The sequence below is a fragment of the Shewanella nanhaiensis genome, from assembly GCF_019457885.1.
Lineage (GTDB): Bacteria > Pseudomonadota > Gammaproteobacteria > Enterobacterales > Shewanellaceae > Shewanella > Shewanella nanhaiensis.
In genome coordinates this window covers 307,254-333,458 of sequence record NZ_JAHZST010000003.1, presented here as the reverse complement: position 1 = coordinate 333,458, position 26,205 = coordinate 307,254, and the positions used below count along the sequence as shown (strand labels likewise).

Annotated in this window: 23 protein-coding genes; 5 read left to right on the top strand and 18 right to left on the bottom strand. The window is 44.1% G+C overall.

The annotated features are described in order from the left end of the window. Positions 1-413: 413 nt before the first annotated feature. The 6 genes from K0625_RS05975 to K0625_RS05950 form a co-directional block, all read right to left on the bottom strand. Entirely contained in the window at positions 414-974 is a 561-nt protein-coding gene (locus K0625_RS05975) for a hypothetical protein (protein ID WP_220108836.1), read from the bottom strand. 109 nt (positions 975-1,083) lie between these two features. Then, the gene (locus K0625_RS05970) at positions 1,084-1,551 is read right to left on the bottom strand and encodes a hypothetical protein (RefSeq protein ID WP_220108835.1); all 468 of its coding nucleotides are present in this window, start codon (positions 1,549-1,551) and stop codon (positions 1,084-1,086) included. A gap of 121 nt (positions 1,552-1,672) precedes the next feature. Continuing rightward, positions 1,673-2,125, bottom strand: a complete 453-nt coding sequence (locus K0625_RS05965) for a GNAT family N-acetyltransferase (protein WP_220108834.1) — start codon at positions 2,123-2,125, stop codon at positions 1,673-1,675. A 69-nt stretch (positions 2,126-2,194) separates the two neighbouring features. Next, on the bottom strand, positions 2,195-2,512 hold the full coding sequence (locus K0625_RS05960) for a hypothetical protein (protein ID WP_220108833.1): 318 nt from the start codon (positions 2,510-2,512) through the stop codon (positions 2,195-2,197). Between the two features lie 577 nt (positions 2,513-3,089). Beyond that, positions 3,090-3,527 (bottom strand): TIGR02444 family protein, encoded by a 438-nt coding sequence (locus K0625_RS05955; protein ID WP_220108832.1) that lies wholly within the window; start codon positions 3,525-3,527, stop codon positions 3,090-3,092. Between the two features lie 69 nt (positions 3,528-3,596). Beyond that, positions 3,597-5,507: an ABC transporter ATP-binding protein gene (locus K0625_RS05950; protein ID WP_220108982.1), complete on the bottom strand. Its 1,911-nt coding sequence runs from the start codon at positions 5,505-5,507 to the stop codon at positions 3,597-3,599. 186 nt (positions 5,508-5,693) lie between these two features. On the opposite strand from K0625_RS05950, the gene K0625_RS05945 reads away from it, so the two are divergent. Continuing rightward, positions 5,694-5,894 (top strand): YheV family putative zinc ribbon protein, encoded by a 201-nt coding sequence (locus K0625_RS05945; RefSeq protein ID WP_220108831.1) that lies wholly within the window; start codon positions 5,694-5,696, stop codon positions 5,892-5,894. A gap of 795 nt (positions 5,895-6,689) precedes the next feature. Here the strand turns inward: K0625_RS05945 and K0625_RS05940 are convergent. The 5 genes from K0625_RS05940 to K0625_RS05920 form a co-directional block, all read right to left on the bottom strand. Beyond that, positions 6,690-7,409, bottom strand: a complete 720-nt coding sequence (locus tag K0625_RS05940; protein WP_220108830.1) for a helix-turn-helix domain-containing protein — start codon at positions 7,407-7,409, stop codon at positions 6,690-6,692. 252 nt (positions 7,410-7,661) lie between these two features. Next, the gene (locus tag K0625_RS05935) at positions 7,662-7,985 is read right to left on the bottom strand and encodes a hypothetical protein (protein ID WP_232846946.1); all 324 of its coding nucleotides are present in this window, start codon (positions 7,983-7,985) and stop codon (positions 7,662-7,664) included. A 129-nt stretch (positions 7,986-8,114) separates the two neighbouring features. Then, positions 8,115-9,317, bottom strand: a complete 1,203-nt coding sequence (hmpA, locus tag K0625_RS05930; RefSeq protein WP_220108828.1) for an NO-inducible flavohemoprotein — start codon at positions 9,315-9,317, stop codon at positions 8,115-8,117. 72 nt (positions 9,318-9,389) lie between these two features. Further along, entirely contained in the window at positions 9,390-10,685 is a 1,296-nt protein-coding gene (locus K0625_RS05925) for an NnrS family protein (RefSeq protein WP_220108827.1), read from the bottom strand. Between the two features lie 54 nt (positions 10,686-10,739). Next, a complete protein-coding gene (locus K0625_RS05920; protein ID WP_220108826.1) occupies positions 10,740-11,051 on the bottom strand; it encodes a hypothetical protein in 312 nt (103 codons plus the stop codon). 242 nt (positions 11,052-11,293) lie between these two features. Between K0625_RS05920 and norR the strand changes: the two genes are divergently transcribed. The 4 genes from norR (at position 11,294) to dbpA (ending at position 16,949) form a co-directional block, all read left to right on the top strand. Next, complete coding sequence (gene norR, locus K0625_RS05915; protein ID WP_220108825.1) at positions 11,294-12,880, top strand: nitric oxide reductase transcriptional regulator NorR; 1,587 nt, start codon at positions 11,294-11,296, stop codon at positions 12,878-12,880. A gap of 172 nt (positions 12,881-13,052) precedes the next feature. Beyond that, entirely contained in the window at positions 13,053-14,468 is a 1,416-nt protein-coding gene (locus tag K0625_RS05910; RefSeq protein WP_220108824.1) for an MFS transporter, read from the top strand. A gap of 138 nt (positions 14,469-14,606) precedes the next feature. After that, the gene (locus K0625_RS05905; RefSeq protein WP_220108823.1) at positions 14,607-15,290 is read left to right on the top strand and encodes a DUF3313 domain-containing protein; all 684 of its coding nucleotides are present in this window, start codon (positions 14,607-14,609) and stop codon (positions 15,288-15,290) included. A gap of 282 nt (positions 15,291-15,572) precedes the next feature. Continuing rightward, on the top strand, positions 15,573-16,949 hold the full coding sequence (dbpA, locus tag K0625_RS05900) for an ATP-dependent RNA helicase DbpA (RefSeq protein WP_220108981.1): 1,377 nt from the start codon (positions 15,573-15,575) through the stop codon (positions 16,947-16,949). A 107-nt stretch (positions 16,950-17,056) separates the two neighbouring features. Here the strand turns inward: dbpA and K0625_RS05895 are convergent, their stop codons facing one another. From K0625_RS05895 to K0625_RS05865, 7 genes are all read right to left on the bottom strand, one after another. After that, positions 17,057-17,971, bottom strand: a complete 915-nt coding sequence (locus tag K0625_RS05895) for a M14 family metallopeptidase (protein WP_220108822.1) — start codon at positions 17,969-17,971, stop codon at positions 17,057-17,059. Beyond that, positions 17,958-19,868: a glutamate-cysteine ligase family protein gene (locus tag K0625_RS05890; RefSeq protein WP_220108821.1), complete on the bottom strand. Its 1,911-nt coding sequence runs from the start codon at positions 19,866-19,868 to the stop codon at positions 17,958-17,960. Before K0625_RS05890 ends, K0625_RS05895 begins: the two co-directional genes overlap by 14 nt. 227 nt (positions 19,869-20,095) lie before the next feature. Beyond that, the gene (locus tag K0625_RS05885; RefSeq protein ID WP_220108820.1) at positions 20,096-21,265 is read right to left on the bottom strand and encodes a GGDEF domain-containing protein; all 1,170 of its coding nucleotides are present in this window, start codon (positions 21,263-21,265) and stop codon (positions 20,096-20,098) included. 293 nt (positions 21,266-21,558) lie between these two features. Continuing rightward, positions 21,559-22,002: a hypothetical protein gene (locus K0625_RS05880; RefSeq protein ID WP_220108819.1), complete on the bottom strand. Its 444-nt coding sequence runs from the start codon at positions 22,000-22,002 to the stop codon at positions 21,559-21,561. Positions 22,003-22,112: 110 nt separating this feature from the next. Then, positions 22,113-23,027 (bottom strand): alpha/beta hydrolase, encoded by a 915-nt coding sequence (locus K0625_RS05875; protein WP_220108818.1) that lies wholly within the window; start codon positions 23,025-23,027, stop codon positions 22,113-22,115. Between the two features lie 146 nt (positions 23,028-23,173). Further along, a complete protein-coding gene (locus K0625_RS05870; RefSeq protein WP_220108817.1) occupies positions 23,174-25,468 on the bottom strand; it encodes a DUF1028 domain-containing protein in 2,295 nt (764 codons plus the stop codon). A 218-nt stretch (positions 25,469-25,686) separates the two neighbouring features. After that, entirely contained in the window at positions 25,687-26,187 is a 501-nt protein-coding gene (locus tag K0625_RS05865) for a GFA family protein (protein ID WP_220108816.1), read from the bottom strand. Positions 26,188-26,205 lie beyond the last annotated feature (18 nt).

Sequence of the window (26,205 nt, the reverse complement as noted above, 5' to 3'; positions counted from 1 at the left end):
CGTGCCTTCGAGGTCGTTCGCAAGCTCACTGCGAGTGCGGCACCTTGTGCCTGCGAGGACATTCGCAGGCTCACTGCGAGTGCGGCACTCTGTGCCTTCGAGGACGTTCGCAGGCTCACTGCGAGTGCGACACCTTGTGCCTGCGAGGACGTTCGCAGGCTCACTGCGAGGGCGACACTATGTGCCTGTGAGGACGTTCACAAGCTCACTGCTAGAGCGCTTCGCTGTTATAACTTCAAGAGATAAATGCTTCAAGTATCTTTTTGAGTGGCCTCATTGGGCAGACTTGGCGTTTGATTGCTCTTAGGTAAGCATGGCTTTATTGGTACTCTCGGGCTTGTTCAAGACTTGGAATTGAACGTGGCTATGCAAGGCCTATCTTATTTGTTAGTACATATGACACTTAACTAAAATCATATGGAGCTTAGCCTTCCCTTAGCAAGTGCGGAAAGTGAGGTATTATCTAACCGCAGTGTAAAGGTTTCAGAGTTAGCAGAATCAACCATTGTACAACTAATATCGACCTTAATTTCATTATCTGGGGATAGGTAACCATCATCAATTTCGATTATTTCACCAGATACTTCAATCTGTCTTTTTTGTAAAATAAAGCTATATTGTTCTTCAAGTGTTTTACTGTGGCTTCTATAGACTGAAAGGCATTCATCTCTATTTAAGTTGAATTTATCAGCTAAAATCGAATACATCTTCTGTTCTTTTACAAGAGTTTGAACTCGAATTCTGTCGAAAGGTGAACTACTAGGGTGTTCTGATTTATCTAGTTCAATTACTCGAGTCGGATATGGGAAGCCTTCTAGTTTATTTTCATGAACTGCTGGTATGGATTCGCCAACCAACTCAAGCAAAGTTATATCTACTAATTCGATTTCTGTTTCTAAACTTAACTCACTTTCTTCTGTACAACCAATACAGAAAAGTAGCAATAATGTCGGCGTAACTATTCGAAGTCTCATTCGAATTCCTTCCGTACTTACGTGCTGCTAATAAGTAAGCCAAGTGTTGTTGGTCGATTTGTTCAGCAAATGGCGTGATAATCTTGGTGAATCTAAATTTAGTCGCTCGTTATATGCACCTATCGTATTGAATAGACAGGTAGTGACTTACCTTACCATTTACCAATACTTCAGAAACGCAATAATAACCTTTATTAGGAGGAGCATAGATTTTTGAATGAATAACTGTATTAGACGGAAGCTTAAACCGTCCAACTGACTGCGCCTTTGCTGCTTTATAAGATGAGCCACCATGTACCGAGATTGGTTTAAGCAAATAGCTTTGACCGTAACTAATTTTGTCAGGCTCTAATCCAAAGTCAAATTCTAATAATTGATATATAAAAAAACCTAGAGTTAGAGAGAAACCCATTAATGCCAAAATCAAGCGAATCTTTGTTTTAAATTTTAACCTTACTCTATATGTATGATTCATAATATATAACTGATTTACTTGTTTCTGATTAGTATTTAATACAATGACAGTACCGAATCTTCTATGGCCATTCAATTTTTCCTTAACTTTATAGTTTGTCATCGATTCTCAATGCTCTTCTTACTGTTAGAACTTATCGGGAAGGCTGAGGGGGGATTAAATCGAAATAAAGGTTGTTTTGTCAGCTTGAAAGTATTGACGATGTTTCTCTGACTGTCTGTTGTTAACCCTTGTTAAGTTCCAGTTTCATTGGCTGAAAGCTAAGTCCTGAGGCCTCAGAAATATCTCCTGATAGAACGAAACCAAAACTTAAATAGGCGTCAATAGAGGTCAGAGATGCACTGACTGTAATAGTATCACTTGTGGTGAAAGATATTATTGATGAGAGCAGTGACCTACCCACTCCTTGCTTTTGATGTTCGGGTGATATGAAAAGCATTGATATATGACGCCCATCTTTTAACTCGATGATCCCTTGGATTTTTTCATTTTCTTCGTATACCAGAATATCTATATTTTCTTTCAATCTAGCGGTAAAACTATCTACAGAGGATATTTTATGAAACGTAGAAATTCCCACATCCGATAATGATGGAGCAACCGATTTCATGAACGAGTTTAAACATACAGAGCTGACTTGAGTAAGGTCTCTATCTTCAAGCTTCCTGATAATCAAAGGATATTCCTTAGAACATAACGCCGACATCACCCATCGAAGGCCGTGTTCATGCCATTGTTAAGTTTATTACCAGTTATAGGAAACAAGAGTGACAACACCTGAACCATAAGGTTTGTTGTGTGATCTCATATCTCCAAAGCCCTGATAATCAAAAATTAGTTGTTTAAAATTAGAAATCACTAAATCATTGCCGGATTTTTCAATCATGAGAGGTTTTGTGAAAATAAGATAAAGCTGATTATCTAATTCTAATATCAGTTTATTCTCTCTTTCTAGCGAGTAAGTCAGTCTATGTTGATTATCGCCTGGGCGGCCAAACCAGCCATCAGGTAATTGAAGACCAAATGCTTCGTTACTCTTATTCCAATGCTCGATTTCTTTCATGCGTAAAATTTCACAATATATTAGGCTGAATTCCGAATAAGAACGCTTTTTACAAGATATAGCCTGTGTATTTATTGCTTTAAGCTAACAGTAAAGCAATTAATCATCAATGAGTTAAAGTTGGCAACTTTAATTTTAGGGGAAAAGCTTTTCACCACGGCGAATATGGCAAAGCTATGTGCTAATAAGCGAGAGCTAGGGGGAGCGAACTGGCCGGTAAACAGGGAGGTTTTTGGAACACAGAGAGCACGGAGTGGAGCGAAAACTAAATCGAAGAGATACTCTTGCTTAGAATCAACAGGTGTAGGTACGGCTGCGAGCTTCCAAAACAGGGATGTTTTGGTAGAGCCCACAAGGATGTGCTTGCAGCGTCTCGCAGAAGTAACTACACATAAGCACGCTGCCAGCGATAAATAACCCTGAAGGTATGACCTTCAATAACCTAACCAGTACCAATTCAGATAAAAGTTAACATATAGAAAATGTATTCAGCCTTCATTCGAAGGCCTGCTAACTTGTATGGTTAATTAAAGAGAAAAGCTGGTTTAGCCAAACCACACCATGGTGTGAAGTAATATTAAACAGCTAACTCAAGGTAATTGGACGAGTCGAGCTGATATAGCTCCAGAAAAATCTCGAAGTTTGAGCGTGTGCCTTCATGGGGGAGGAGTCTTAATTTATGTAAGATCAGTGCCTGAGACTTTCGCTCTAGCATCAGCTCTACATCTAGCATCTGCTGATATTCAGTTTCGGCAAGGCTGTTTTTACTCAGTTTTCTTAGCTTGCGATATGGTAGAAGCACTCGCTCCTCCCACTGCTTAACTTCCTGTTTTAGTTGTGACCAAGCTTGCTCCTGAAGTCGGTAAGTCTGCTTATCTAACCAGATTGAGAGTAGGAGTAGATTGATATTGATCTCATGCTCATCTTGAAGTTGCAGGCATTGAGCTTGATGCTTTAGGTAAAAGGTGTCACAGGCTTGCCACAGTGAAATATCAAACTGATTTAAATATGTCATCTAAGGTTTCCTTGCCTCTATGCTTGGAAAGTGAGCTCACAGAGGCGATAAAAAAGGGATACTCGGTAGTTAAATAGCAGATCGAACCTCTAGTTCTATCTCTTCAATCGACTCCTGAACGTCTAACCACTCCATTTCACTCTCTTCAACCGCTTGAGTGAGTTTAGTTCGTTCATTTAATACCTGAGTTAATTTATCCTTGTTTTCAGCTTCATACAAGGCCATATCTCCTAGCATCTCCTCAATTTCAGCGAGTCTGCTGTTGGCCTTTTCCTGATCTTTTTCAAGTTTTAGCTGAATTTTACGCATGGGCGATAGCTTTTGTCTTAACTCGGCCTCGAGACGTTTCTGCAGTTTTTTATCCTGAGCAGGTTTGGCATCTAGGTTGACCTCAACTTTAGCGGCTGCTTTTGCTGCATCGAGTAGCCATTGATGGTAATCATCGAGATCGCCATCAAAACTGCACACTTGGCCACCGTCGACAAGATAGTAATCGCTACAACTTAGTCTGAGCAGGTGCCTATCGTGAGAAACTATGATCATTGCGCCTTCAAATGATTGCAGGGCCATGGTCAGTGCATGACGCATCTCGAGATCTAAGTGGTTGGTTGGCTCATCGAGAAGCAGCAGGTTAGGTCGTTGCCATACGAGTAGCGCCAAGACTAAACGCGCTTTCTCACCACCGGAGAAGGGACGCACAGGCGATAAAACCATATCACCATTAAAACCGTAGCCACCGAGGAAGTTTCTTAACTCCTGTTCCCTATGAGTCGGAGCGAGTCGAGTAAGGTGCTGAAGCGGTGAGTCATCTAAGCGTAAACTCTCTAACTGATGCTGGGCAAAATAGCCGATATTTAACCCTGGATTTGTCTCATATTTGCCCTTCATCGGTGAGAGCTCTTCTGAAAGCAGTTTAATCAGGGTGGATTTACCTGCACCGTTACGCCCTAGTAGACCGATACGGGCACCGGGAACCAGATTTAGGTGAACACTTTTGAGGATCTCTTTATCACCATAACCGACGGAGACCTGTTCCATGGTGACTAATGGGTTGGGCAGTGCATCAGGCTCTCTAAAGGCCATATGGAATGGACTGTCGGCCTGAGATGGCAGAAGTTCAGTCATACGCTCCAAGGCTTTTAGGCGGCTTTGGGCCTGTTTCGCTTTACTTGCCTTGTAGCGGAAGCGGTCGACAAAGGATTGCATATGAGCACGCTCCTTTTGTTGACGCTCAAAGGCAACTTGTTGCTGGGCCATACGCTCGGCGCGGATCCGCTCAAAGGCTGTGTAGTTGCCCTTGTAGTAGTTCAGCTTAGTGTTCTCAACATGAACAATTTCAGAGACAATTCCATCGATAAAATCCCGATCGTGACTGATAAGGATCAGGGTTCCTTGATACGACTTAATCCAACCTTCCAGCCAGTACATGGTATCTAAGTCTAAGTGGTTGGTTGGCTCATCGAGTAGCAGAAGATCGGAGCGACACAGCAGTGCTTGAGCCAAGTTAAGGCGCATACGCCAGCCACCGGAGAAGCTTTTTACTGGATTACTCTGCTCAGTTTCACTAAAACCAAGGCCTGCTAATAAGCTGGCGGCGCGGGAGTGGATTGCATATCCGCCAATGGCATCTATTTTCCCATGAAGTAGGGCTATCGCATTGCCGTTATCATCGCTTTGGGCTTTTGCCAGTTCAGCTTCAAGCTCGCGATACTCAACATCACCATCTATCACATACTCTAACGCCGAAACTTCAAGCGCAGGGGTCTCCTGAGCCACAGTGGCGATCTGCCAACCACTAGGCAGGCCTATCTCACCCTTATCTAAACTGATATGCCCCATTATGAGGGCAAGCAGAGACGATTTACCTGTGCCATTGGCGCCAACTAATCCGACCTTGTGGCCTGGGTATATGGTTAAGGAGGTCTCATCTAAGAGAGTTTTGGTGCCGCGAACCAGTTGTGCTTGAGTGATGGATATCATGGAGTAGGATTTGGTGTCTCTGAAAACAATTGCCGCAGATGATATCTCACAATGGGCCGCCATACCAATCGGTATATAAGAGGGAAGATAAACAGGGTAAAAAGCGGCAAGAGTCGGGCTAACTGATTTTGTTTATGGCAAAATAGAACACTAATACTGAGGTGTGTGAATATAAGGTTGGAAGACGTGGCTGACACTAAAATAAAAAAACGTTTCGTTGCCGGAGCCAAATGCCCTAAATGTAAGGCCATGGACAGTATCATGTTGTATAAGCTTAATGGGGTTGAAACGGTCGAATGCACGGAGTGTGATTACACCGAACAGCAAGCCGATGAACAGGTTGCCAAGAAGGCAACAGGCGATGTGATTGGTGTGTTTAAACCTTAGGTCGGGCTTGCCCTTCGAGGACGGCACTTCGTGCCTGCTAGGACGTTCGCAAGCTCACTGCGAGGTCGCGCGCTGCTAGAAAAAGCTGAGATGAATGTCGCTGTGGGCGATTCATTTGAGTACGGAACGCGCGGTTCACGCAATAGTCTGCGGCTATGGGAACGCTTCGCTAACAGTAAAAGCCAAGCTGAGCATTTGTGATTGCCGTCATCCCGGACCTGTTCCGGGATCCATTCTTTCTTGTAAAAACAAGAATATTCTCACCACTGAGCGCTGCGCTTCACAGAGTTCACGGAGGAAAAGATGGAGGCAAAAATGATGTCTTTTGATCTTCTTCGTGATCTCCGTGTTCTCTGTGGTGATTGTTCTTATGTTGGTGTTTAAAGTAGAGAAGATCGGGCTTCGCCCTTCGAGGGCGGCACTTCGTACCTGCGAGGTCGTTCGCAAGCTCACTGCGCTGCGAGAAAATGCTGAGATAAATGTCGCTGCGGGCGACTCACTTGAGTACTGAATGCGCTGCTCACGGAATTCATGCTATAGGAACGCTTCGCTTACAGTAAAAGCCAAACTGTGCATTTGCCATTGCCGTCATCCTGGACCTGTTCCGGGATCCATTCTTTCTTGTAAAAACAAAAATATTCTCACCACTGAGCGCTGCGCTTCACAGAGTTCACGGAGGAAAAGATGGAGGCAAAAATGATGTCTTTTGATCTTCTCCGTGGTACTCCGTGTCCTCTGTGGTGATTGGCCAGAGGGGAGTTGTACTTCATCACGCCATAGATGCAAGAGTTAACCTTAACGTCGACTTAATCGCCTCTCTAGTACAAATCCCATTATGCCGCTGCAGAGTAAGAGGACGCCGAATATCTGTAGCCAAGCGTTAATTTGGCGGGGGATCTGCTCCTCTTTATCTAGCCTGTAATGGCGTTTCCCTCCCGTCACATCCATCATAAACCCCTGTCCTTTGTATTCTCTGAATACTAGGTAGTGAGTATCTTCTCTATTGGCCATCTCTAGCCGTTTGGCCCTCATTAACTGTCTACCATCTTCACCATTAGTATCCATACGATTTCTCCAAGAGGAGAAGATATCATCGGGCTCATCGGCTAACGCGATTCCTGAGGACTCATATTGATAGCGAGTTTCATTAAAAAGTTGTTTACTGTTTCCTGTATAAAACAGGGTTAACCCTAAGATGATTAAGGTGCTTGAGATATAGAGGTAGCGGCGAATATTTTGAAACTTCATCTTATCTTGTTGTGACAGTAGCTGCTCGATATCTGGGATCTGATTGAGTTGCTGTTTACTCTCATTAGCATCAATCGAATCGATAAACTCTTGGGTGCTGACTGATAGTGCGGAGAGCAAGTTGCGAAATATCTCATTAGAGGGGATGGATTTATCATTCTCCAGTTTAGAGAGGTAGGATTGCTCAATCCCCGCAAGCTCGGCAAGCTCAGGTTGGCTGAAGTTTCTTTCAGCTCTAAAGTGCTTTATCTGTTTTCCTATGGTCATGCTTAAAATCCTTGTATTGATAGTTTTGAATGGATAGTTTGCTGCCGGCTGCAACTGTATTCTTAGGTATTCCTGCATAAATATGAAGTGGAATATTGACGAATAGTGGGGAATATTGTGCTTTAAAAGGGAAAAGGGAAAAGGGAAAAGGGGAGATAAGAGAGAAGACCTGAAGTATTCAGGTCTAGACAGTTCTGCTCTAGATGACTCGGGCTAGATGGCTGGGGCTAGATGATTGAGGATTAGCTTGTATTAATCCCTAAAGCCTTCACGTAGAAAAAGGTGGCGAGTCTGATTAAAGCGAGATTCATCGGCTTGGATAAAGTCGATGGCTAGCTGGAAGTTCTCTAAGCGAAATTTAGCCAACTTAGCTATCTCATACTCGTTCATCACGATATTCATCGCTTCCACAGTCCACTCGGGCTCTCCGAGACCAATATCTGTTTCATCTGGATCGTAGTGAGTCACCATCCAATCTTGAAGCTGCTCAGCTGTGATGCTTGAAGTTCCCCATGCGTTAAGGGTATCGATTAGCGCTTGTTTACTGATATTGGGTTTGCTTGATGTCTCTGTCATAGCGGTTAGCTCTTTTGGGTTCATATTTAGCGTTAGTGCAATTTCGCCAAAGGGTAACCGAATTGTTTGCTAAGAGCTAGTTGAGGGCCACTGCATTAGATGAAACTGAGCCGCCCTCTCAGTGCCTTGTTACAGATCTGCGTGGGGGCCAAACACCTCATAGTGGATGCGCTCTTCACTGACATTTAACTCAAGCAGTTGCTGCTTGGCAAATTGCATAAAGGCAACGGGACCGCATAGGTAAAAATCACCATCAGTCAAAGGTAGCTGTGATTTTAACAGGGCTAGATTCATAAAACCTTGCTGAACATTGGCACTCATCTGATCTTTATTTAGGCTGCCTATATCACGGTACCAGGTATGGTGCTGAAGGTTTATCTTCTCGCTTAGCAGATTGACTCGCTGATTGAATGAGTGCTGCTCAACACTTTCGCAGGCATGCAGATAAAAGACGGGTTTATCAAACGCTTTGTCGGCTAACATCTCCAGCATGGATTGCATAGGAGTGACGCCAACTCCCGCTGAGATGAGTACCACAGGTGCTTCACGTTCGATATAGTGGAAATCTCCCGCAGGTGGATAGATATCAACAATATCATCAAGATTAAGGTGGTCATGTAGATGGTTAGAGACAACACCTGGGATCCCTATTGCCTCACGTTTTACCGAAATTCGGTAGCTGCTGCCGTTTGGCTTATCTGACAGTGAGTATTGGCGTATCTCCTGAAATTCATGATCGGTAGGTGCGACTTTAATCCCTAAATATTGACCAGGCTCATAACCAATTACTGGCTGTTGATCGACAGGGGTGAAAACAAAACTAGTGACTAGGCTCGACTCTTCACGTTTTTGAGTAACGCGGAACTGTCTTGCACCAAGCCAGCCACCTGCTTGAGTGGCACTCTTTTGATATAGCTCGTCCTCACGCTTAATAAAGATCCCAGCTAACAAGCCATAGGCTGCGCCCCATGCTTCCTCAACATCAGGGGTAAAGGCATCGGGTGCCAGTTCCCGTAGCGTTTCTAGTAGATGGTGTCCGACAATCGGATAGTGGTCGGGTTGGATATTGAAGCTAGTGTGCTTATGGGCGATGCGCTCTACTGCACCGGAAAGTACACCTAAGTTGTCGATATTTTTAGCATAAGCGGCAACAGCATTAAACAGTGCGGCAGGTTGGCCACCAGTTTTTTGATGGCTCATATTGAAAATATCTTTAAGCTCAGGGTTATGGTTAAACATTCTCTGATAAAAATGTTCAGTAATGGCGGTACCAGCAGACTCTAATAGGGGAATGGTGCTCTTAACTATGCTGATATGTTTTTCAGATAACATCTAAATATCCTTCTGATATAGGGTGTGTTTTATGACGAAAAATATCGTTCGATTGAGGTAGAAAATTAACGCTTAGCTGGCTCTTGCACTCATGAGAATGCGAGCGTAGTGCCAGATGAAAATGGAGAAAGCGGTTATCCAGCAGATAGCGCTGATGTCCCAGGCCATAATTGGCATCTGCAGTAGTGGCAGAATAAACCTCACTAGCGTGCCGATAAACATGAGTGCAAAGGCGATATTCAGTGATGGATGTGGCTTAAGTGGTCGACCTGTATGACCCAGAGAGACGCGAGCGATCATCGCTAAGATCATGCCGCCTATGGTACCGACGGTGATCAGGTGTAGCGCATCGGCAAATCGAATTAAGTCGGTGTGGTAGCTTACTCCTAAGGCGACGAGACCTAACCCAAGGGCCAGATATGCCGATTGCAGTGACCAAAGAAGTGGAACTTTGCGCGTCGAAAGTGGATCCCAATGCCAGAGTCTAAGCAGGTGAATAATGCCCGCACTGGTTAAGGCAAAGGCGGGGGTAAAAGGTAGTGCAATAAAGTGGCCAGTGAAGAAGATACCTATGCCGATAATCGTGACCACTGGCAGAAGTTTGTCGAGTATTGGCGTGGCTTTTACTTGAGCATTGTCGGCGCCGCGTCCGGTGAAGAAGGGGATTACACGCCCACCGACGATGCCGACCAGCAGGCCGAAGGTTAGGATAGCTGTGCGAGCTAGATGGAGTGCTAGCTCAGTATGTCCGCTAAAGTCAGCGATTAAGAAGCTTAAATTCAGTAGCATCATCACGCTAAGAAGAGGAATAAACTGGTAGTTTCGTTTGCTTTTAGCGCGGATAACCATAGAGGCGAGAAAACCGATACAGGCTAACCACCACCCAGCTTGAAGTACTAAGGCGAGCACCTGAATTTTTGTATCATCACTCCACAGAAGTGCGCGTATCATCAACCAGATCAAGGTGAGGGTTAGCAGAGAGCCGCCATTGATACTGCGCTTATTGGTCCAGGTTTGCGCCGCGGTCAGTAGAAAAGCCACCGCTATAGTAGCCCCGAATCCAAATAACATCTCATGAATATGCCAAGCCACTGGAGTCAGGCCAGAGCTTGCTAAAGCGGGAAGATAGCCATGGAGAAATAGGAGCCATATTCCAACGCTTAATACTGAGCTTATGGTACCAGCTAGAAACCAAGGTCGAAATGCCAGATCCCATAGGGGCTGTTGAGTAAAACTCAACAATTTAGGGGGCAAGTGAGTTTTCTCTGCGTCCGATAGCTCTCCTGTCGAGTGTAGTTGTTGATTGAGTCTTGCTTTACTGACCTGCTGTTTAGCGGGTTCATTGATGCTGTGGAAAGTTTTGCTCATCTACTGCTCTTATGTTAATTAAAAATAATGACTTAACTTAAATTTTTAAGCGGTTTACAGCTGAGTTGCGCCTAAGCCGTGTAGGCCGATACAGCGCATCACATAACCTATTTTTACTACTGTCGCAAAAAGAATAAGGGCAATATGGCTTGCGACTTGGGTCCATAAAGAGAAATACTCATCGTGGGTATAGCCGATAATAATGCAGGTTATTATGCCTAACATTGCAATGAACATAGCGCCGTTACCACTGAGCAAAACTCGTGAGAAATTTCGCTTGTTCCTTTTATGTGAGTGACTAGCTTCATAGGTTGACCAACTGGCCGTTAAGCTTGGTTGAATTGCTGCGTGTGCTGTGCTCATCATAAACTCCTCACCTATTTATGCTTACTCATTCACTGATATCTTCTCTACCCTATGACATAGCGAATACCATGCCAGAAATGTAACTTTATGATTTTATGCTGTTTTGTTTTTACTTACACTTGTAATGAGTCAATATGACTACATACTGAATGTAGTCATATTGACTCGATTGATGTGTTTTGAGTTAGTTCATGTTAACGTGTTCCTTAATGGCAACAGATAGATAAACAGTGAGGTAGACAGTGGGTGAACTCTCTCCACAGGCTTTAATCGAGTTAGCACTGGATCTGGCAAATAGTTTGACCACTAAAGATAGGTTTGAGCGTCTGCTGAGTACCGTTAGGCATGCGGTGGAGTGTGATGCGGTTGTTTTACTGGATGTTGAATCTGGGTTTCTTAAGCCTTTAGCCCAACAAGGCTTGACTCAGGATGCCTTGGGACGGCGTTTTGAGATAGCCGCTCACCCTAGATTTGAGGCGATCTGCGAGTCATCGACTCCAATACGTTTTGCTGCTAGTAGTCCACTTCCTGACCCCTATGATGGCATGTTGCTCGCCCATGAGGGGGATCTGCCAGTTCACGCCTGCATGGGTCTGCCATTGATGTCAGATGATAATTTAATTGGTGTGCTCACTTTGGACAGCATGAGTCCTAACGCTTTTGATGATATTCCCAAAAGGAGTTTAGATATCATCTCCGCCATGTCGGCGGCAACGCTAAAAACCGCCATTTTACTGCAGGAGCTGGAGCATCACTCACTGCATAATCAGCAGGTGGTTGCCGAGTTGACTCATGAAGCCTTAGTAAAAGATGGTGGTGAGTTGATTGGCGATAGCTTGGTGATGCTTAAGCTTAAACGTGAGATAGACATGGTGGCCATCTCAGATTTCTCCATCTTGATTGAGGGGGAGACGGGGGTGGGTAAGGAGCTGGTGGCAAGGACTCTGCACCGTCAATCTAAACGGGTCGAAGGGCCGCTTGTATATGTTAACTGTGCGGCACTACCTGAAAGCTTGATTGAGAGTGAGCTGTTTGGTCATGTAAAAGGTGCGTTTACTGGGGCAGACCGAAACCGAATAGGTAAGTTCAGCTTAGCTGACGGCGGCACCATTTTTCTCGATGAGATAGGTGAGTTATCACTCTCTGTGCAGAGTAAATTGCTGCGTGTGCTGCAAAACCAAGAGATCCAGGTTGTTGGTAAGGATGACATTGAGCGAGTGAATGTACGTATTCTTGCGGCAACAAATCGCAAGTTAAAGGTGGAGGTAGAGGAGGGACGTTTTAGAGCCGATCTTTATCATAGGCTGAGTGTCTATCCTATTTCGGTTCCCCCCCTTCGATCCCGAGAGGGAGATGTGACTCTGCTCAGTGGTTATTTTATTGAGTTGACTCGCCGTAAGCTGGGAATGCAGCAACTTACCCTTACCTCTTCGGCTATCGATGCGTTAAATCGATATGACTGGCCGGGTAATGTCAGGGAGCTTGAGCATGTGATTGCTCGTGCAGCTCTGCGCGCTAAAGGCAGCGTAAATTCGGTGATAGTACGTATCGGGCTAGAGCATATGGAACATCTAGTCGCAACATCAAGCCTGCAGTCAGCTAACGTGCTGAAAGGAGATTCAACCCCAAGGATCAGTGAAGAGGTCGAAGCCAATCTCAAGTTAGCCACCGAAGCATTCCAGCGCCGGGTGATCACTCAAGTGTTAACTGAGGAGTCTGGAAACTGGTCGGCTACGGCTAAACGTTTGGAGATAGATAGAGCTAACTTAAATCGTTTGGCTAAGCGTCTGGGGATCCGTGTCGCCAAGAGCGTCATTGCCGACAGTTAAGTGTGGGCTGGCAGTAGATTTTCAGTAAGAGTGAAGCGTTTAATTACGGGGTATATTTCATCGATATAGAAAAGAGATTAAATCGATATGGTGAAGATTGCATCGCTGCGGGCGAGCAATTAGCTTGGGCGACACTGTCTCTTACTCACCTTTAAACCCGGAAGATAATAATATGAATAACAGTGCCGCTTCGGAAACGAAGCTGGGCTTTCCAACCACATTTTGGATTGCAAATGGCGTGGAACTATTAGAGCGCGCCGCCTATTACGGGGTGTTCATCGTGATCACCCTTTATCTGTCTCGCATCTTAGGTTTTACCGATGTTGAAGCTGCTTGGTTAGCTGGCTCCTTCTCTGCAGGCTTATATTTCCTACCTACTTTTACTGGCGCACTTGCGGACAAGATGGGTTTTAGAGGCGCACTGCTGCTCGCCTTTGGTTTGTTGACGGTTGGCTATGCCGGTTTAGCGATATTTCCTGCGTTGCTCGAAGGGCAAGGTCTGGTCGAGTATGGCAGAGAGGTGGTTTATCATGGATTACAAAGCGCTGATATACGCTGGGTAATTGTGCCGATCCTTGTGATTATCATGATAGGTGGGTCCTTTATCAAAGCGGTGATCACTGCAACGGTCGCAAAATCCACCACAACGGCAAACAGGGCAAAGGGTTTCTCTATCTTTTATATGATGGTGAACATTGGCGCTTTTTCAGGGAAAACTGTGGTTAAGCCACTGCGTGAGTCTATGGGGGATTTAGGGTTAGTAAACCTTAATTACTTTGCCGCTACTATGACCTTAGTGGCGTTTATTAGTATCTTCTTTTTCTTTAAAAATGCCGAATCAAATAGCGAAGGAAAGTCACTCAGTGAGGTGATGAATGCCCTAGGTAAGGTATTGATCAACGCACGTTTAATAACTCTGATCCTTATTATTACCGGTTTCTGGATGGTTCAACATCAGCTTTACGCCACTATGCCTAAGTATGTTCTGCGTATGGCGGGAGAGGGAGCGTCACCATCTTGGTATGCCAACGTTAATCCTCTGGTTGTCTTTTTAAGTGTCAGTTTTGTGACTTCGCTGATGAGCCGCAGGAGCGCACTCTTTTCCATGACCATAGGCATGTTCATCATGCCTCTTTCAGCGCTTTTAATGGCCTCTGGCAATATGCTAGAGGGGGATATTGATCTTGGTTTTATGCAGATGCACCCTATCGCTGCCATGATGATATTGGGAATTGTGTTTCAGGGATTGGCAGAGTCGTTTATCTCACCACGTTTTTTAGAGTACTTCTCACTGCAGGCCCCTAAGGGAGAAGAGGGCTTGTATCTGGGTTTCTCCCACCTCCACTCCTTTATCAGTTCACTCTTGGGCTTCGGTCTGTCAGGTTATCTGCTTCAGGCATATTGCCCAGATCCTCGTACCTTCGAATCCCATGAGGCTTGGGTGAGTGCATCGGCGAATGCACACTATATCTGGTATGTGTTTGCGGCCATAGCCACGGCTTCTGCTGTCTCCTTAATTATTTATGGAGCTGTGATTAAGCGTTTAGACGCCGATAAACTCGATGAGCCGGAGCCCGTTACCGTATAGAGTGAAATGAATCGAGCTTTGAAGCCTCGTTAATCGGGGTTTTATATTTGCCTTAAATTAAGTTGGGTAATCATTTTGCTATACAGTTGTGCTTTGCGGGGTTAAACTGTCTGCACTTAAACTAAAGGTGGGATAGTGATGAAGTGTTGTCGAATTGCCGTGAGTATGATGCTGCTCATGTTAACAGGCTGCGGTGTTATTCATGATTACCGCCAATCACAGATGTTTAACAGTTTCGATGATTTTAGACCTGGACCTGATGGTGGAAGCGATCTTATCTGGTCTAAGCCTGGTATCAAAAGTATCCAAGATCTGAATGAAATACTTAAGCAGTACGATAGTGTGATGGTGGATCAAGTGTGGTTGGTGTTGGATGATAAAACTCGCTATGACAACTTGTCAGAGGCGGAGATTGTCGGGGTTTCTGAGTATCTAGTGGAGAAGATAAAACATAAAGCTTCATCTCGTTTTAAGCTGGTGGATGAGCCTAAAGATAAGACGTTAAGGATCAGTGTTGCGTTAACCAATATCGAAACACCGAACCCAATTTTAGCGGTGACCAGTAGTTTGCTGCCTGTCGGTCTTGGGATCTCAACTATTGCAAAAGTGGTCACAGGCGAGCATACCAATGTAGGCAGTGCGACCATAGAGATGATGATAAGCGATGCCAGCTCTGGTGAGTCTATCGTTGCCGTTATCGACAGGAAATCTGGCAGTAAAGATCTCAGCACCATGATAGATTCCACCGATGATGCTAAGGATGCTGTGGACTGGTGGGTTGAGCGGATCGGTCTAACCCTACGAGGGCAGATGGCGGAGTAACACTCTTTGTTAACACTGTAGCAGGCTAGATAGTACAGAGCCTGCTACTGCTTTATGACTTGCTATCCAATGCAAGCAACTCAATTCAATCCTTGCTATAATCACGCCCATTATTATCGGGCCCCCATACTGTCCATTTCACAACATAGTACTCGGCTTGATAAATTCGATTGATTTCAGCGTTATACCGGTTTTTCTGGTGTGTCGCTTTCATGGCGATGTTCGTCGTGATAAAAATAGGAATAGACCTTGAGCCAAGTTACCCCCAATGCAGACAGTAAGATGTCATTTTCGACATTAACGCTAAAACCTGAACTACTCGATAACCTAAAGACTATGGGTTATGACTCGATGACGCCGATCCAGGCCCAGAGTTTACCCGCAATTTTAAACGGTGAAGATGTTATTGGCCAAGGTAAGACAGGCTCAGGTAAAACGGCCGCCTTCGGTTTAGGTCTGCTGCACAAGCTAAACGTGAAGCGTTTTCGTATTCAGTCTTTGGTGCTGTGTCCTACCCGAGAATTGGCTGATCAAGTCGCAAAAGAGATCCGTACCTTGGCTCGTGGTATCCACAATATCAAGGTGCTGACCCTGTGTGGTGGCGTGCCTATGGGACCGCAAATCGGCTCGCTTGAACATGGTGCTCACATTATTGTAGGAACACCTGGTCGTATAATCGATCACCTATCACGTGAGCGTTTAAGCCTTGAAGATGTGAATACCTTAGTGCTTGATGAAGCGGACCGCATGTTAGAGATGGGCTTCCTGCCAGATCTTGATTACATCATGGCCGAGATGCCACGTGAGCGTCAGACGCTGCTATTTAGTGCGACTTTCCCTAAGCAGATCCAGAAGATCGCCGAAGAGATCATGTATGAGCCTGTGATGGTAAAAGTCACTTCGACTCACGATAGTAATACCATAGACCAACACTTCTATGAGCTGGAAAGCAACAAAGATCGCCAAAAGGCACTACGTCTATTGTTGCTGCAACACAGACCTGAGAGCGCGGTGGTTTTCTGTAATACAAAGCGTGAAACCAAAGATGTGGCGGCAACCTTAACCAATGACGGTTTCAGTGTTGTGGCTCTGCATGGAGATCTGGAGCAGAGGGATAGAGATATCACCTTGATGCAGTTTGCTAATAAGAGCGCCTCTATTATGGTGGCGACCGATGTTGCAGCTCGAGGCTTGGATATTGAAGCGCTGGATATGGTGGTGAACTATGAGTTTGCCTATGACACCGAAGTACATATTCACCGTATCGGTCGTACTGGTCGCGCTGGTAGTAAAGGGGCTGCTTATACTTTCTATAATTATGAAGATGATTATAAGGTTAAGCTGTTAGAGGAGTATCTGGATCGCGAGATCACCAGTGAAGTGTTACCGCCTGAGAGCTTACTCGATACCTTCCCAACTCAACCTAAAATGGTGACCCTGCAGATTGATGGTGGCAAGAAGAACAAGCTGCGTCCTGGCGATATCTTAGGTGCGTTAACCGGTGAAGATGGCATTCAAGGCTCTGAAGTTGGCAAGATCAAAATTACCGACTTCCGCTCATATGTTGCAGTCGACCGTAAAGTCGCCAAACGTGCACTACACAAGATCACCAATGGCAAACTTAAAGGTCGCAGCTACCGTGCTTGGGAGATGCGCTAGGCTAGTCTCCAATTCTCGCTAGTGGATGCAGATAAACGACTTATCTAGACGATAAAAGGAGTGAACTTAAGTTCGCTCCTTTTTTAGTATTTAGGCTGATTGGTACCTTATCGTTGCCTATCTTGGCTTATAAAGTAGCCCTCTTCACACTGCCTTTGGTAACAGGGCAAAATTACTCGACCATCAAAGGGCGCTAGTACTTTTTTGCCCGATATTTTAGCCAATAATTGACCTGCGTTAACTTGCTGAAGATTAACAAATCCTGGCTGCATCTCAAATATCTGATCTTTGTTGACCGCCTGACGATAACAGATGTTGGTTTTTAAGTATGAGTAGGGATAGGTATGGCTAGATAGATAGTCGAAGGCCTGCTGCACTTGTTCGCAATCTTCCAGCATATCAAATAGGTATAGATGATAGATTAAGGTATGAAACCCAAAGTTAAAAGTAGATTGCTCTTGGTGCTGGCCGCATTCAACGATATGGCTGCTACTAAAATGGGGAGCAAACCATTTAGCTAAACACCCCTCTAAACTATCGATGATCCCTTCAATCACAGGTATTGGAGTTTGTTCAATTATCAGCTGTGGTGGTTTATCTGCAACAAATGACATAAACGGCGTGCCAGTTGATGACATTGAGTGAATATCGAGTAGGTGTTTAGTGGTATTGGAAGCTTGCTCATCGAGTAAATTCAACATTAATTGGTTTAGATGCTGTGCAGAGACAAGTTCGTGATTTGTAGGTTCAGAGTTAAGGTTTGTAGCGGTAAAAGCGCGATTGAAATCTTGGTCAACATAACGCACTCCTTGAGCTGTCGCTTCTGGATTCCCATGAATGACGACGATTCGTCCCTTTAAAGGTATCTTGGACACTATGTCACTTAAAGTATCAATCGCCTTAAGGCCTACCATTTCATTACCGTGAACAGCGGCTGTGACCACGAGTAATGAATTGGAATTTTTTGCCGTTATATCTTGATATATATAAGGTAGTTTCTTCACAGTATTAATGTAAGCCATCTAATAAAGTACTGTACTCTTTGAACAGTTCAGCTTCAGTCATCATGCCCATTAAATGGCCATTATCAACAACTGGCAGGGCACTAATAAGATTCTCACGCATCAACTTAATAGCTTCGCCTATTGAGCCGTGTGGAGTGATGGTGATAGGTTTTGCGTTCATCACCTCTTTAACTGGGACTAAATGAACGTCACCAGCGCTGGCGTATCGACCGTAAATATCTAGTATCTGTCGGTAAGATAGCACCCCTATCAGTTCACCAGAGTCAGACTCGACGGGTAGGTGTCTGACGTTATTCCAATGCATAATTTTAGCGGCTAAGTCGATGAGGTCGTCTCCTCTCACTGAGAAAATATTAGTCGACATCACCTGCTCTACAGATTTATAGGTCTCTTTTAGTGCTGACATCTCATCTTGTGTGACATCATCCCATAGGTGTAATGGTTTACCTGTAGCTTGTCGGTTATGCATTACTTGCACTAGTAACTTACTGCTTATTTTATGGTTATAGCCATTTTCATGGATCTTCTCGAAGTTACGTAGCATCCATATGCTGCCATTCGTGCGTTTAGCGACTCGCTGCTCAATAATACCCATATACTTATCAATATCGGTTTGATCAATATTGGCTAAAGCCAATCCTTCACGAGCTACAGGGATTAATTCGCGTTCGATAAGTTCGGCACATGGGATAACTTCACCATTAAACCAAACAATATCGGTATTTAGAGAGCGCATAGATACGTTATCGAAGTTCTTTTTGGCCGCACTAAAATCCATGATTTTTGTCACATCATCAAGCCTTGAGCCATAGCCATTCATTAAGCCTAAAAAGAATGCCATATTGGCAATCGCATCAACAATAGTTGGGCCGGAAGGTAACACTCTGTTTTCAATGCGTAAATGTGGAACATTGTTCTGTACACCATAGCAAGGTCTATTCCAGCGATAAACCGTGCCATTGTGCATACATAAAGCATCTAACTTTGGGGTTTGACCTTGTTTAAGCTGTGCCATTGAATCAGTCTCGATATCGTTAGATATTAAGACTTTAAACTTAGATATATCCTCTTGAAATAGCTCTAAAACAGATGATTTTACCCATTGGCTACCAAACCAAACTCTAGGTTCAGATTCTCGTAAATTTAAATTAGATTGACGAGTGTCTATCGCTTGCTGAAAGAGTGCTATACGTGTCTCGTGCCATAAGCGTTTCCCCAATAATAGTGGGCTATTAGCGGCAATAGCCAATAGAGGAGCTGTTATTGCTTGGGAGATATTGTAGTAGTGAGCAAAGTCCTGCTGGGATACCTGAAAATGAACTTGAAAGCTAGTATTACAGGCCTCTATCAATACATTGTCATGACTAAAAGATAACTCATCCTGACCGCGGATATACAGTTTACAATCTTCGCCACGTTGCTGACCTAAAGTATCATTTAGGGCGAAGTACCTAGGCTGAGGAGTAAGATTATCTAAGGTTAAATCACGGTAGCGTATGGTGGGTAAAATCCCCGTGGTAATGACTTCGCCATTTTCAGCGGCAATATGCTTAAGTAGCTTCTTATATAAATCTTGAAGCTGTTTTTCTGTCTTTGAGATGGCGTCTTTGGTAAATTCGTGGGGATCTAAGTTTGCTTCGAGGTTAAATAAGGCGAGTTCATTGGTAAAACAGGGGTCATTCATGCTTTCCAATAGTTTCATTGCTAATGGAGCGGGATCCATATGTTCATCGACTAAAAAAAACTCCTGCTCAGCTCCTATTCGGCTAATATCCTTTTCAAACATCTCCTTTTTAAGCATCTCTTCTAAGGCGTGTACGTCTTTGATTAGAGACTTCATAAACATACGGATTGTATCTGGTGAGCTTTGTTGATTAACTTGTTGTTGCCCCATAAGCCAGTACCTCATACACGATTTATTACTACTTACTTATATACGAACATTTATCAAGCTACAGTAGATTTAGCTGAACTTCAACAGGATTAAAGTGGTGGTGTTTGCCTTTGGTTTTATTTTTGGTGGTTAATGCTTGTTGGTGTCTAGTTGGTGGTTAAATAAGCTGGTTTTTTTGCGCTGTAGGTGAGTGTTCTAAAGAAATAAAGTAGCTCTCTTTAAGCCTATTAGCCTTGCGTGGCTTTTTTCTCTGCATACATCTTATGGTCTGCACTGGATACTAAGGAGTCTACACTCTTACCATCAGCAGGGTAGATAGCCGCCCCCATGCTGGCACCCAGTTTGAAATCGATACCATCTATGGCAAATGGCATCTTTATCCGGTTTTTTAATAAGCCTGAAAGATGTTCTAGCTCGGCTTTATCTGTGACGTTTTGTATTAGTACACAAAATTCATCACCTCCCATGCGGCACACAAGATCGGTTTCCCGTGTGCAGCTGGTGATCCGTTTCGCGATCTCTTGAAGTACCCAGTCTCCATATTGATGGCCGTAGGTGTCATTGATGGGTTTGAACTTGTCTAGATCCACATAGATAAGCCCAAAAATGCCACCAAAATTTTTGGCTCGATTTTCTATCTTAACGGCTTCCTCTTCAAATTTACGTCGGTTTGCTAATCCGGTTAGCTCATCATGATGGGCTTGATGCTCGATCAGTTCTTGCATCTCCATCATCTCAAGCATCTGATCTTTTAAGGTGATGCTGTAGACGACTTCATTGAGCGCACTCTTAGACATCTCAATCGATTTACGGCTCATCAGTAGAACGCCTATCAATAGGAAAAAGGATGAGAAAGCGATGACTCCTTGGCTATGGTCATCGAAGCGTGTGAGAGCATGAAGCAGGATAGGGGGAAGGATAAGTATGCCATAGGCGATATAGTATTCTGGAAAGCTAATATTGCTTATTAGAATGATTGCGAATAAACAGATTAAAAAAATATAGTAAAGCTGTACATGATCTAGGGGAACATTACCCAATAATATGAAAGGGCTAATACCGAATAACAACGCAATCAATAGACCGAAAAAAAAGCGTTGGGTGAGTTTCTTTCTGAGATTGGGGTAATCAGCATTTTGAGCAACGAGTGCGTTTCCGTTTTTGTCTATCAGGTAAACGGCAATAATAGTCACAGCAAATATGCTCTGCCAAATTGCTAATAAAATTAAGGAGGAATCTAGGTAAAACTGATAGAAGGAGAGGACTAATGAAGCCATGAGCAGTAGCGATGAGTTTCTAATACTTTGGCTAAAGTAACGAGCTATTCTTGCCGTGTAGACTCGATTTTCGAAGTCATTAACCGGTGAAGATAGTAATAAAAATAGCTTTCTTTTCATTGTATTTATATCGCCAATTTTTATATCCGTAATACTGTTAGCTGCACTAATTAATTATAGGTCTTTCAGACAAAGTGATGATTGAAAAGTCAGGTTATCAGAAAGATAACCTGTTTATTTATTAAGACTATATACCTAAATAACTGAGAAATGGAGAGTTAATGAAATATTTCGCTTATTTCTCTTATGGAGAGAGAGCTAATGATTGTAGAGTTTTAGAGTTATGGCTCGAACCAAGCCCACTGTCTATGGGCTTTTTTTACTTTAGTCCTGCATGAAGTTAAGGCGAGTATTTAGTCAAATACATAGGGGCAGGCTGAGTAGTGATTAAAGGCATCGTCCCAGCGTCTAACATCGTTTGCACGTCGCCAGCGAGAGTGCCAGAACTCCATCATACAAGTGCCGTTATCTAGCTGGATTAGCAGTGTATCTTGCTCTTTGACTTGCTCATAGGGCGGGTAGTCTCTACTGCTTCCCCAGGTGATACCACCGCGACTATCTGCCCAGTATTGCCAAAAAGCATCTAAGCTAAGCCATTGTGCTTGTGATGCTTGCCATGCTCTTTCCTGACCCGCGATTAGCTTTACTTGGCCATTCGTCGCTTGAGTGCCTTTCACTTGCGCACTGTTTTCTGTGATGACTTTTTTAGTGTCATCGGCATTGACTGTCTCACTGCTTATTAGTACACCGAGACTGGCAATCAGAAAGGTAAATATCATAGTTAATTGTCGAGTCATATCTGGGCTCCCGCTCTTTGATTATCTTTGTTGAATTGATAAGACCCTCTAACTTGAAGAGCTATTTCGAAGGTCTATTCGATGAAGAGTAAAGCTATTTAGTACTGATTTTAGTTCGATTCAGTAATAGGCGAACCTGTCTCTGTATCCTCTCTTTGAAACAACCAATTAAGCCCCAGTCGATAGCTATCTGTGCTGTTGGCCGCATGGGTCCCACCATCGATAGTAAATACCTTTATATCCCAAGGCGCATCGTGACGATTTTTCCAATATTTATCCCAATCCATAGCATTGTCTCTGGAGTAACCGCGATCATGTGAGCCTGAGGTGAGAATAAGGGATAAATCATCCCTGTTTGCTGAATTAGGCGTCGAGAAGAAGCGCTCGCGGCCAGGTTTTATTGAAGGGTTGCTGGCGATATGTCCCCAAAAAAGATCTGGCTTAGTGAAAGCGCTATATAAAACCATATAACCCCCTCGACTTTGACCAAAGAGTACTCGCTTATTGGGATCGGCTCTATAGCGGTTTTCGATATCTGGTATTAGCTCTGTTTCTAGAAACTGCTGAAACTTGGGGGCACCACCTTGGTTAGGTTTTGCATCTGCAGCGGGAGCGCTAAAGTCGTAGCCTCTTTTATTGATGCTGGGATGAAATGAGCCGTAGGCGATACCGACTATGATAGCTTCCGGTAGTTTATCGTCATATTGAAGAAAGAGATGATTGGTCGCTAAGATGGGAAACAGAGAGTCACCATCCAATAGGTAGACTACTGGATATTGTTTACTTTTATTCTCATCATAGCCCTCGGGAAGTCGAACATAGATATGGAATGGACGGCCTACAGATTCAGATCCTAGTTTGAAATACTCACCTGCCAGAGCCGGTAAAAAATTCAGGGGCACTAGGCTGTTCATCTCAGTGGAACTGGAGGTCTCTTCAACTGTACTGCTACAGCCTACAATAGGGAGTGAACTGACTGTGAAAGCGATGGCGAGTAGGCATTGTTTAGCTGATATCCATTTCATTTTTGGTCCTTGTATGGGCTGGAGATGCTATTAAGCTTCTAATTTATATCCTTTTAAATCATACGGATTAAGGTATAGAGAATAAAGGGGCACTCATAGGTTGCTCTGCGCTCTCTACCTTGACTCTCATCTGGCTTTGCTGTGAGTTAATAGAGCTGAACTTGGTAGGGGGTGCCTGGCAGCTCCACATCTCGATTATTGGCGGTTGCAGGAACATAGGAGTCGAGTGCGTAAAAGTTACCAGTGTTCAGAGTGCCGTCGAGATAGAGAAGTAGGGCAACTTGACGACCGTTTTGATCATAGCCAAGCGCAGTGAGTACTCCTGTCTCGTTAGGGCCAGGTTGTGCAAATGCAGACTGCCCTATCACTGAGTCTTTTACGATGATCTTGTTACCTATCTCATCGATAAATGAGAAGCCGATATGTTTACCTGTAGTGAGCTTATACATATCAGGGCCTGCAGGTAATGTCAGAACTAAACCTGATACATTTCGTGTACTGACATCTGTTCTATGCAATCGGCCACTTGATATGAACAGGTTACTGCCTGTGGCATAGCTAAACACACCTACATTGATAGGATATTCAAGATCGCCACGATACTCCTCACCATCAGGGATACCGTCATTGTCACTGTCGACATCAAGGTAATTGGCGAGGCCGTCACCATCGCTATCGGCATAGCTGTTTGGGTCATAGGGAGTGCCTGGTAACTCTATATCTCGGTTATTAGCAGTTGCAGGAACATAGGTGTCGAGAGCATAAAAGCTGCCTGTACTCAGAGTGCCATCGAGATAGAGGAGCAGAGCAATTTGGCGGTGATTTTGGTCAAAACCTACCGCGGTCAGTACTCCGGTTTCATTGGCGCCTGGCTGTGCAAATGCGGTTTGTCCTATCACAGAATCCTTGATGATGACCTTATTGCCAGCTTCATCGATAAATGAGAAGCCGATATGCTTACCCGTAGTGAGCTTATACATATCAGGGCCTGCTGGTAATGTCAGGACTAAACCTGATACATCTCGTGTACTGACATCTGTTTTGTGTAATCTGCCATTTGAAGCAAATAAGTTACTGCCTGTAGCATAGCTAAATACGCCTACATTGACGGGATATTTAACTAGTCCCGGATACTCTACCTCATCGCTAATACCATCATTATCACTGTCTAGATCAAGGTAATCAGCTTGGCCATCACCATCACTATCGGCATATTCAGCTGGCTCATAAGGAGTGCCGGGGAGCTCTACATCTCGATTATTAGCGCTTGTAGGGACACTACTGTCTAATGCGTAAAAGGCGCCAGTACTCAGATTGCCATCAAGGTAGAGAAGTAAAGCTAGCTCTCGTCCATTTTGATCAACACCTACCGCGGTCAGTACTCCAGTTTCATTGGCGCCGGGTTGAGCAAAAGCACTTTGTCCTATCACTGAATCTTTTACGATGATCTTGTTACCTATCTCATCGATAAATGAGAATCCGATATGTTTGCCTGAGTTGAGCTTATACATATCGGTACCAGTCACTAGTGTCAGGATTAAATCTGAGACATCGTGTGTGCTGACATCTGTTCGATGAAGATTGCCACCGGATGTAAACAGGTTGCTGCCACTGGCATAGCTAAATACCCCCACGTTAATGGCGTAATCTGTTAGGCGAGGATATTCAAGTTTGTCTGCTATGCCATCATGATCGGCATCGCTGTATCGGTTTAATAAAACTTGTTGAGCTTGAAAGGAGGAAAAAAGCGATTGCAGCTCATCGATGGGATCAATAGCGCGATCGAGTGGTCTGGAAACCAAGTGCATAAAGGGAGTTGCATGATCATCACTGGGCTTAGCAACACCAAGATAAGCTGAAGCTGAGGAGGTGTTCTTACAGCGACTATCGGCTTCATTTTGTTTAGCCGCTTGCAGAGAAGCCATTAGCTTATGGCTTAAGTCTCCCTCGGTGGTAATAAAAGCCTGCTCCATATTATCGAGAATAGCCTGTCCCGATAAAATGTTGCCCGCGATGGCGTAGTTGTTACCGACTATGTGCCCCTTGTAATTGGAGGAGGTCTCGCCTGTAAAAGCTGCGCTATCAGTTCCCCCTTGGCTATCGAGTGTGGTGGCTAAATTCTGTCGAATATCGGGACGATGTTGAGCATCATTCTCTTTTAACCAGTCGATAAGTTCAGTTGCTGAAAGATCTGCTTTCATATAAGAAACTGCATTGTTGGTATTGGTGTAGTTAATATAGCTTTGGGTATTCACAGCCCCTTTATTAGGCACAATTTTAGCAACGCGGGATAGATCAAAATGATGGATGCAGGTGGCTATTGCGGTCCCCACCTCTCTGGTTTCGGGGTCCACGGCCACGATTGAAAAGGTCGCTAAGCTTGTATTACTGATGATCAAGGTTAAGCCGATTAATATATTGAGATAGCGAGCTTTGATCATCTAAAGCACCTTTAGTGAGAGTTTAATAGGAGAAGCTGGACTGCACCAATGTAACATAATGTTTCGAAATTATCGCATTTGTAAGGCTTTGGTGCTGCGGAGTTTATTATTTGTGGTTTTATGTTTCGATGGATGGGTTTGTTTTTGGGTTTGATAAGCTTGCAGGGGTAATCAATTGGTTTGAGTGGAAAATGGGTTGGATGATAAGGTTAATGATGTTAACGGCGAGAGGTTGAATACTTCGGTGTTTCATCTTTTATATTCAACCATTTTAGCTGACTGCTTGTATGTATATGGTATTGACGAGCTACGAGATTTGGGTCGTCCAATGACGCAATACTTAAGGTGTAGTATTGAGGATGGTCAATGTCGCGAAAGCTAATGCTTGTCCCACAATTAGGACAGAATCCACGCCTGATTGTCTCCGATGATGCATACTCTTTTGGTGTACTGGATAACCAACTCACCTGTTCTGTTCGAAAATCCATCCAGCTTGCTACCACTGCGCCAGTACTTTTCTGGCAGAGTCGGCAATGGCAATGATCGGCATCGAAGGGCATGGCTGATATGCTGTATCTGAGTCCTCTGCAGAGGCAGCCTCCCTCTATTTTTACCTCACTGCTGTGCTCCATAATCCCTATTCCGTTCTTCTCGGTAATGACTTGAATTAACATTAATACCAATCGGTATAACCTAGCAGCTCCAACTATCCCTGTCATTACGCTTTTATCTTCCTC

Excerpts from the sequence above, each read along its gene's own strand:
- K0625_RS05935 (WP_232846946.1), bottom strand. The coding sequence starts at position 7,985 with ATGACAGAGACATCAAGCAAACCCAATATCAGTAAACAAGCGCTAATC.
- hmpA (WP_220108828.1), bottom strand. The coding sequence starts at position 9,317 with ATGTTATCTGAAAAACATATCAGCATAGTTAAGAGCACCATTCCCCTA.
- K0625_RS05875 (WP_220108818.1), bottom strand. The coding sequence starts at position 23,027 with ATGAAATGGATATCAGCTAAACAATGCCTACTCGCCATCGCTTTCACA.
- K0625_RS05925 (WP_220108827.1), bottom strand. The coding sequence starts at position 10,685 with ATGAGCAAAACTTTCCACAGCATCAATGAACCCGCTAAACAGCAGGTC.
- K0625_RS05950 (WP_220108982.1), bottom strand. The coding sequence starts at position 5,507 with ATGATATCCATCACTCAAGCACAACTGGTTCGCGGCACCAAAACTCTC.
- K0625_RS05890 (WP_220108821.1), bottom strand. The coding sequence starts at position 19,868 with ATGGGGCAACAACAAGTTAATCAACAAAGCTCACCAGATACAATCCGT.
- K0625_RS05955 (WP_220108832.1), bottom strand. The coding sequence starts at position 3,527 with ATGACATATTTAAATCAGTTTGATATTTCACTGTGGCAAGCCTGTGAC.
- K0625_RS05920 (WP_220108826.1), bottom strand. The coding sequence starts at position 11,051 with ATGATGAGCACAGCACACGCAGCAATTCAACCAAGCTTAACGGCCAGT.
- K0625_RS05870 (WP_220108817.1), bottom strand. The coding sequence starts at position 25,468 with ATGATCAAAGCTCGCTATCTCAATATATTAATCGGCTTAACCTTGATC.
- K0625_RS05910 (WP_220108824.1), top strand. The coding sequence starts at position 13,053 with ATGAATAACAGTGCCGCTTCGGAAACGAAGCTGGGCTTTCCAACCACA.
- K0625_RS05905 (WP_220108823.1), top strand. The coding sequence starts at position 14,607 with ATGAAGTGTTGTCGAATTGCCGTGAGTATGATGCTGCTCATGTTAACA.
- K0625_RS05895 (WP_220108822.1), bottom strand. The coding sequence starts at position 17,971 with ATGGCTTACATTAATACTGTGAAGAAACTACCTTATATATATCAAGAT.
- K0625_RS05940 (WP_220108830.1), bottom strand. The coding sequence starts at position 7,409 with ATGACCATAGGAAAACAGATAAAGCACTTTAGAGCTGAAAGAAACTTC.
- K0625_RS05975 (WP_220108836.1), bottom strand. The coding sequence starts at position 974 with ATGAGACTTCGAATAGTTACGCCGACATTATTGCTACTTTTCTGTATT.
- K0625_RS05880 (WP_220108819.1), bottom strand. The coding sequence starts at position 22,002 with ATGACTCGACAATTAACTATGATATTTACCTTTCTGATTGCCAGTCTC.
- dbpA (WP_220108981.1), top strand. The coding sequence starts at position 15,573 with ATGTCATTTTCGACATTAACGCTAAAACCTGAACTACTCGATAACCTA.
- K0625_RS05960 (WP_220108833.1), bottom strand. The coding sequence starts at position 2,512 with ATGAAAGAAATCGAGCATTGGAATAAGAGTAACGAAGCATTTGGTCTT.
- K0625_RS05885 (WP_220108820.1), bottom strand. The coding sequence starts at position 21,265 with ATGAAAAGAAAGCTATTTTTATTACTATCTTCACCGGTTAATGACTTC.
- K0625_RS05970 (WP_220108835.1), bottom strand. The coding sequence starts at position 1,551 with ATGACAAACTATAAAGTTAAGGAAAAATTGAATGGCCATAGAAGATTC.
- K0625_RS05865 (WP_220108816.1), bottom strand. The coding sequence starts at position 26,187 with ATGACAGGGATAGTTGGAGCTGCTAGGTTATACCGATTGGTATTAATG.